The sequence below is a fragment of the Streptomyces sp. NPDC048111 genome (genome assembly GCF_043202815.1).
Lineage (GTDB): Bacteria > Actinomycetota > Actinomycetes > Streptomycetales > Streptomycetaceae > Streptomyces.
On record NZ_JBIDBD010000002.1, the window covers coordinates 336,186 to 342,943 of the forward strand.

The window sequence follows — 6,758 nt, forward strand, 5'->3', positions numbered from 1 at the left end:
TCACCACCGCACCCCCAGCGCGGCAGCGGCCTCGACGCCGGACCGGCAGCCGTCCTCGTGGAACCCCCAGCCGTGGTAGGCCCCCGCGAACACGGCTACGGACGTGGCGAGTTGGGGCAACCGGCGCTGGGCGGCGACCGACTCGGGCGTGTACACCGGGTGTTCGTAGGTCATGCGGGCCAGCACCCGGGCGGGGTCGACACGGTCCTGGCCGCCGAGGGTGACCACGTACGTGCGCTCGGCGTCGATGCGTTGCAGCCGGTTCATGTCGTAGCTGACCCGTACCCGGTCGGCGCCGGCCCGGCAGTCCGGCATCAGATAGTTCCAGGAGGCGCGGGCGCCGCTCGCACGCGGCAGGAGGGAGGTGTCGGTGTGCAGCAGCGTGGTGTTGCGGGAGTAGGGGAAGGCGCCGAGTACCTCCTTCTCGTCCGGGGTCGCGTCCCCGAGCAGCCGCAGGGTCTGATCGGGGTGCGCGGCGAGGACGACGTGGTCGTAGGAGTCGGTGGTTCCGTCGTCCGCGGTCACCTCGGCGTGGTCGGCGTGGCGGAGCACGGTGCGTACCGGGGTGGCGGTGCGCACCTCGTGGAGGCCGGCGGCGATCCGTTCGACGTAGGTGCCCGAGCCGCCCGTCACCGTCCGCCACACCGGTGAGCCGGTCACCGACAGCAGGCCGTGGTGGGCGAGGAAGCGGAACAGGTACGCGGCCGGATACCTCAGGGCCGTCTCCGCGTCGCAGGACCACACGGCGGACACCACCGGCGTCATGAAGTGGGCCCGGAAGTACGGCGAGAAGCCGGTGTCGTCGAGGAACGCGCCGAGCGTGCGCAGGTCGTCGGCGCCGCCCCGGGCCAGCAGGGAGCGGGCGGCGCGGTGGAAGCGGGGCACCTCGGCGAGCATGCGCAGGTAGGGGCCGCGCAGGGCGTTGCGGGGTTGGGCGAACAGTCCGCGCGGGCCGCGCGAGCCGGCGTATTCGAGCCCGCAGCCCTCGCACCGCACGGACATGCTCATCTCCGACTCCTGCGTGGCGACGCCGAGTTCGCGCAGCAGGCGCAGCAGGTGGGGGTAGGTGCGCCGGTTGTGCACGATGAAGCCGGAGTCGACGCGGTGCGTGCCGCCGCCGGGAGCGGTCAGGTCGTGGGTGTGGGCGTGCCCGCCGAGCCGGTCGTCGGCCTCGTACAGGGTCACGTGGTGGGCCTTGCTCAGGATGTGCGCGGCGGTCAGGCCCGCGACCCCGCTGCCGATGACGGCCGTGCGGGGGAGGTGCCCCGCGCCGCCGCCGCCCGTGGGCCGTGCGCTTCCCGGCGCACTCGCACTACCGGCGCCCCCGCGGGGCCGGCGTGCGACCGGGGTGTCCTGCGCGCCGGGGTCCTGGACGGGGGCGTCCGCCGGGCCCTGCCCAGCGGGCGGGCGGCCGACGCCGTCAGCATGAGCCGGGGCGTCCTCCGGGCCCTGCCGTACGGGCGGGCGGCCGACGCCGTCGCGCGCGGGGGCCGTGCCCGTGTCCGCGGGGGCCGTGCCCGTGTCCGCGGGCGGCGCCGAGCGCGGCGGCAACGGCCGTACTGGTTGATCCTTCTCCTCGTCCCTCACGCGTGGACTTCGGTCCTGCCGCCGCCGCGGATTGGTGGCTTTACCGATCAGGTGAAAAAACCTCGTGGCCCGGCCCTTCTCGCACCGAGGGCCGCCAACCCGGCAGCCCGTCCGGAACGCTCCGAGTCGCCGAGCCCCGCCCAACGACCCCGGGCATCCCCGGCTCCCCACCCTTGACGCCGCTTCTCCGGGCTCCCCATACTGGCGGCCAAATCGATTTGGCCGATCGTGTGTGGCTCCCGTCCGGGCCGGTCCACGGCCGAATTCCGCGCTCGCGACCCGAACGGAGCTCGCACGTGTCCCGTCCCCGCCGCACCCCACCCCCGGCCCCCGCCACCACCCCCGACTCCCCGGCCCCCGCCGTGCCGGCCGCCACGGCCCCGGCACCGGCACCGCACAGCGACACCTCCCACCCCGTCGACGCGTCACGCCCGTTGGGGCGGATCCTGCTGTTCGGCCTTCAGCACGTCCTGGTCATGGCCGCGACACCCATCTCCGCGATCTTCCTGATGAGCGCCACCCTGCGGCTCGACGCGGGCCTCACGGTCGACCTCCTCTCGGCCGCCTTCGTGCTCTCCGGCATCGGCTCGCTGATCCAGTCGCTCGGTGTGTGGAAGTTCGGGCCCCGGCTGCCGTTCGTCATGCTGCCGGGAGGTGCGCCGCTGGTGCTGTTCCTGGCCATCGCCGGCGAACACGGCCTGCGCGTCGCGACCGGCGCGGTCATCCTCACGGCGCTCTTCACCTTCGCCGTACTGCCGGTCTTCGCACGGCTGTTGAAGTACTTCCCGCCCCTCGTCATCGGCACGATGATCGTCATCGTCGGCGTGAATCTGGTGAAGGTGGGGGCGGGCCTGGTCACCGGGCGCCCCGGCGAGGCCGGTTTCGCCGATCCGGGCCGGCTCGGACTGGGCCTGGCGACCATCGGATTCACGGTCCTCGGCCATCTGCTCCTGCGGGGCGTCCTGCGTCAACTGTCCGTCATGCTCGGCCTGATCGCCGGGACGGTCCTCGCGCTCCTGCTCGGGGACGTGGGTCTCGGGCACCTGAGCCAGGGCGGCTGGCTCGACGTGCCGCGGCTCCTGCCGTTCGGCTCGCCGCGGTTCGACGTGCTGGCGGCCCTGCCGCTCATGCTGTACAGCCTGGCGTCGATGGCCGAGGCCACCGGCCAGACCGTCATCAACGCCGAGGCCGTGGGCAAGGAGATCGATCAGCGGGTGGCCGTGCCCAGGACGATCCGCGGGGACGCGCTCGTCTCGGCGCTCGGCGGGGTGTTCGGCATGCCGCTGATGGTGACGAGCGGGGAGAACATCGGGATCGTCCGCGTCACCGGGGTGCGCAGCCGCTACGTCACGGCCGCCGCCGGCGTGGTGCTCATCGCGATCGGGTTCCTCGCGCCGGTGACCCGGGCGATCAGCGTCGTCCCGGCCGCGGTGGTCGGCGGCACCGCCATGGTCGTGTTCGCGGTGATCACCGTGCTGGGCATGCAGATGCTGGCGCGCTGCGATCTCGACCGGCACACCAACACGTTCATCTGTGCCGTCGCCCTCGCGCTCGGGCTGCTGCCCATCCTCGTCCCCGACGTCTACCGGGGCTTCCCCTCGACCGTCCGCATCCTGCTCGAAAGCGGCGTCGCGGTCGGCGCGTTCGTCGCGGCCCTCCTCAACGTCCTGTTCCACCACGTCGGTCCGGCCCTCGCCGGTCGGCTGTCCGTACGCCCCGATCTGCGCACCGAAGGCAACCGATGAACCAGCTCATCAAGGAACGGCTGCGCTCCGGCGGCCCCCTCCTCCTCGTCCCCGACGCGGTCCTGCTGCCGGAAGGAGTCGTCGAGCTGTACGCGGTGCTCGTCCGCGCGGGTCGCTTCGCGGCGGTGGGACCGACCGAGGAACTGGAACGCGCCCATCCACAGCTCACCGCCCTGCGCCTGCCGGGCCACCTGCTGATGCCGGGCTTCGTCGACAGCCACCACCACCTCACCCAGAGCTTCGGCGCGGCCCTCGCCTTCGGCGAACCCTCGGAGATCTTCCGCCGGGTGTGGGTGCCGCTCGAAGGCGCTCTGGACGAGGAGTCGGCGTACGTGGCCGCGAAGCTCGCCGCGCTGGAGTCGCTGCGCGGCGGGTTCACCACCGTCACCGACGCGGGCACCCGCGCCGATGTGGACACCGACGTCGTGGCGTGCGCCGCGCGGGACGCGGGGATCCGCTGCGTCCTCGGGCTGATCTGCGACGACGCGGGTGACGGCGCCGATTCCCGTGCGGTGCTCGAACGGGCCGAGCGGCATCTGGCCGCGTACGGCGACGATCCGCTGATCCACCCCTCTCTCGCGGTCTCCATCCCCGAGGCCGCCACCGACGCCACCCTGCACGCGGCCGGCCGCCTGGCCACCGAGGCGAGGGCGGTGGTCCAGATGCACGTCAACGAGCATCTGGCCGCGGTCGAACGGTCCCTGCTCCGCCACGGCCTGCGCCCCCTGGAGCACCTCCACGACATCGGTGCCCTCGGTCCCCACCTCCTGGCCGCCCACACCACCCTCCTGTCGCCCCGCGAGGTGTCGCTCCTGGCCGACACGGGAACGGCCGTCAGCTACAACCCGGTCGCCAGCGCGTGGAAGGGCAACGCGGTGGCCCCCGCGACGACCCTGGCCGAGCGGGGCGTCCGTTTCGGGATCGGCAGCGACGGCACCCGCGGGGACGGCTTCCGCCTCACCGACGCGGCCGAGTTCGCCCAGCGCCTCACCTACGGGCTGGCCACGGGCGACTCGTCCTGCGGAGCGGGCTGGACCTGGCTGGAGCGCGCCACGGCCAAGGGCGCGGACGCCGTCGGCCTCGGCGGCCACACCGGTGTCATCGGTGCCGGCATGGCGGCCGACTTCCTGCTGGTGGACGTGTCCACACCGGAGCTCGCGCTGTCCTGGGACCTGCCCTGGGAGCTGGTGCGGCGCGGCAACCGGGACCAGATCAGCGCGGTCTTCGTGGGCGGCCGACTGCGCCTGTGGCACGGACAGCCCGTGGACTGGGACGGCCTCGCGCTGGTGCGCCGCGCCGCGGCCCTGGCGCGTACCGCGGTCGCGAGAGCGCCCATCACCCGCGCCCACCCCACCTCGACGGCCGCCCGCGCGGCGGCGGCCCGACCCCGCACCGCTGCCGGCCCCGTCCCCGCGCAGCACGCACCCGCACGGAACCGGAGCACCGCACAGTGACCCCTCAGACCCTGATCGTGCTGGCCGTCACGGTGGCCGTCGCCGCCTTCGTCCAGGGCGGCAGCGGGCTCGGCTTCGCCCTGGTCGTCGCACCCGTGGCCGGGATCCTGGATCCCTCGCTGCTGCCCGTGTTCGTCCTCGCCTCGATGATCCCGCTCAATCTGTACGTCGCCTGGCGCGAGCGGGCCTCGCTCGATCTGCGCGGCGCACGCTGGATCACGGTGGCCCGGCTCGCCGCCACGCCGGGCGGGCTCGCGCTGCTCTGGGTGATCCCGGACCGCAGCATCGGGCTGTACGTCGGCGGCGCCACGGTCGCCGCGGCCCTGGTCAGCCTGGCGGCGCCGGCCTTCGCGCCCAACCGGGCCGCCTATGTCGGCGCGGGCGTGGTCACCGGCCTCACGGAGACCGCGACCGGGGTCGGCGGCCCGCCGCTCGCCCTGGTCTACCAGCACCGGCCCCCCGCCGAGCTCCGCTCGACCGTCGCCGCCTGCTTCCTGGTGGGTGAAGTGGCCTCGCTCGCCCTGCTGTTCGCGACCGGGCGGGGGCACGCGGCGGATCTGGGCTGGGCCCTGGCCCTGCTGCCCGCTATCGCCGTGGGGGCCTGGCTGAGCCGGGTGGTGCATCAGCGCATCGACGCCCGCCGGATGCGGCTGTTCGTGCTGGTCTTCGCGCTGGTCTCGGGCACGGTGCTCATCGCGGGGGCGTGAAGGGCGGTGCCGGCCCGGCGCCGGGTCATGGGCCCGGCGCGGGGGCCCGGCGGGGTGGCGTGCGCTCAGGGGCGGTGCCTGAGCGAGGACGCGCGCGCCACCAGGGTCGGTGCGGGCGGCGGTGCCGCGGGCGGTGCGGGCGGGCTGCCACGCAGTCCGGCGAGCAGCAGGTCCACCGCGTCGGACGCGGCCCGGTCCAGGTGCAGGTCGACCGCCGTCAGGGGCGGTTGGCAGGTGCGGGCGCGCAGCCCGTCGTAGCGGGTGGCGACCAGCACGTCGTCCGGGACGGAGCGCCCGCTGTCCCGGATGGCGCGCACCGCCCCCACCGCGAAGGCGTCCACCAGGGCGCAGACCGCGTCGGTCTCGGGGTGCGCGGCCAGCAGCGCCGCGCAGCGCTCGTACGCCTCGTCCTCGCCGCCGGTCTCGGGCCAGGCCTCGACGACGGGGGTCCAGCCGTACTCGGCGGCCAGCCGTTCGTACGCGGTGCGGGCGTCCACCGACGAGTGCCGCGAGCCGGAGCCCACGACGAGCGCCGGGTGCCGCGCTCCCTGCTCCCGCAGATGCGCGAGGAGCACGCTCGTGACCCGGTCGCCCCACAGGTCCACGTACGGCGCCGCGTCGTCCGGCGCGACCGGACGGCCCAACGCCACGTACGGCAGCCCCCGTTCACGCAGTTGCGTCGCTGCCGCGTCGTCGGCGTCCGGCTCGACGACGATGGCCCCGTCGATGTCCAGGGAGTACAGCGCGGACCCCGACCGCACGGGCGGCACGAGCACCAGGGCGTAGCCGTGGACCAGGGCGCTCTCGGCGGCCGCGGCGGCCACCTCCATGTAGAACCCGAGCCGCGACGGCCCGCCGGCCACCGCGAACGGCATGGACGACACCAGGGCGATGGCCTTCGCCTGGCCCGTACGCAGGCGCTGCGCACGCAAGTTGGGCCGGTAGCCGAGTTCGAGGGCGGTCTGCTTGATGCGCTCCCTGGTCCGCGGATCCACCTTGCCGAGCCCGTTGAGCGCGTGCGAGACCGTCGTGCGCGAGACACCCGCGACGCGTGCGACATCGGCGATCGTCGGCGGCTTGGCACCGGGAGGGGAACCGGAAGCGGGCATCTGCGGGGGCACTCCTGTGCTCGGACGGCCAACGGGACGTGGTCCCATCTTCGCCGAGCCCGCACCGCGCGCGAAACCGGGTGCGCACACGCATGACGGCGGGGGGGGGGGGGGGGGGGGGGGGGGGGGGCCGGCGGGCGCCCCGCGCCGGGGCCC

The 6,758-nt window shown here is 74.6% G+C and carries 5 protein-coding genes; 3 read left to right on the forward strand and 2 right to left on the reverse strand.

Annotation, left to right across the window (positions count from 1 at the left end; translation table 11 throughout):
- On the reverse strand, positions 1 to 1,242 hold the full coding sequence (locus ACGF3I_RS06240) for an NAD(P)/FAD-dependent oxidoreductase (RefSeq protein WP_393129716.1): 1,242 nt from the start codon (positions 1,240 to 1,242) through the stop codon (positions 1 to 3).
- A gap of 707 nt (positions 1,243 to 1,949) precedes the next feature.
- Between ACGF3I_RS06240 and ACGF3I_RS06245 the strand changes: the two genes are divergently transcribed.
- From ACGF3I_RS06245 to ACGF3I_RS06255, 3 genes are read left to right on the forward strand one after another with little or no spacing between them, the layout of a single operon-like run.
- Positions 1,950 to 3,332: a uracil-xanthine permease family protein gene (locus tag ACGF3I_RS06245; protein ID WP_393129717.1), complete on the forward strand. Its 1,383-nt coding sequence runs from the start codon at positions 1,950 to 1,952 to the stop codon at positions 3,330 to 3,332.
- Positions 3,329 to 4,786 (forward strand): amidohydrolase family protein, encoded by a 1,458-nt coding sequence (locus ACGF3I_RS06250; RefSeq protein ID WP_393129419.1) that lies wholly within the window; start codon positions 3,329 to 3,331, stop codon positions 4,784 to 4,786. The genes ACGF3I_RS06245 and ACGF3I_RS06250 overlap by 4 nt, the downstream gene beginning before the upstream one ends.
- A complete protein-coding gene (locus ACGF3I_RS06255; protein WP_393129420.1) occupies positions 4,783 to 5,493 on the forward strand; it encodes a sulfite exporter TauE/SafE family protein in 711 nt (236 codons plus the stop codon). Before ACGF3I_RS06250 ends, ACGF3I_RS06255 begins: the two co-directional genes overlap by 4 nt.
- Positions 5,494 to 5,558: 65 nt before the next feature.
- Here the strand turns inward: ACGF3I_RS06255 and ACGF3I_RS06260 are convergent, their stop codons facing one another.
- Positions 5,559 to 6,602 carry a LacI family DNA-binding transcriptional regulator gene (locus ACGF3I_RS06260; protein WP_393129421.1) on the reverse strand — a complete coding sequence of 348 codons (1,044 nt, stop codon included), beginning with the start codon at positions 6,600 to 6,602 and terminating at the stop codon, positions 5,559 to 5,561.
- Positions 6,603 to 6,758: the final 156 nt, after the last annotated feature.

What these genes read in the sequence shown, in the direction of transcription:
- ACGF3I_RS06250 (WP_393129419.1), top strand. Translation starts at nt 3,329, where the DNA reads ATGAACCAGCTCATCAAGGAACGGCTGCGCTCCGGCGGCCCCCTCCTC.
- ACGF3I_RS06260 (WP_393129421.1), bottom strand. Translation starts at nt 6,602, where the DNA reads ATGCCCGCTTCCGGTTCCCCTCCCGGTGCCAAGCCGCCGACGATCGCC.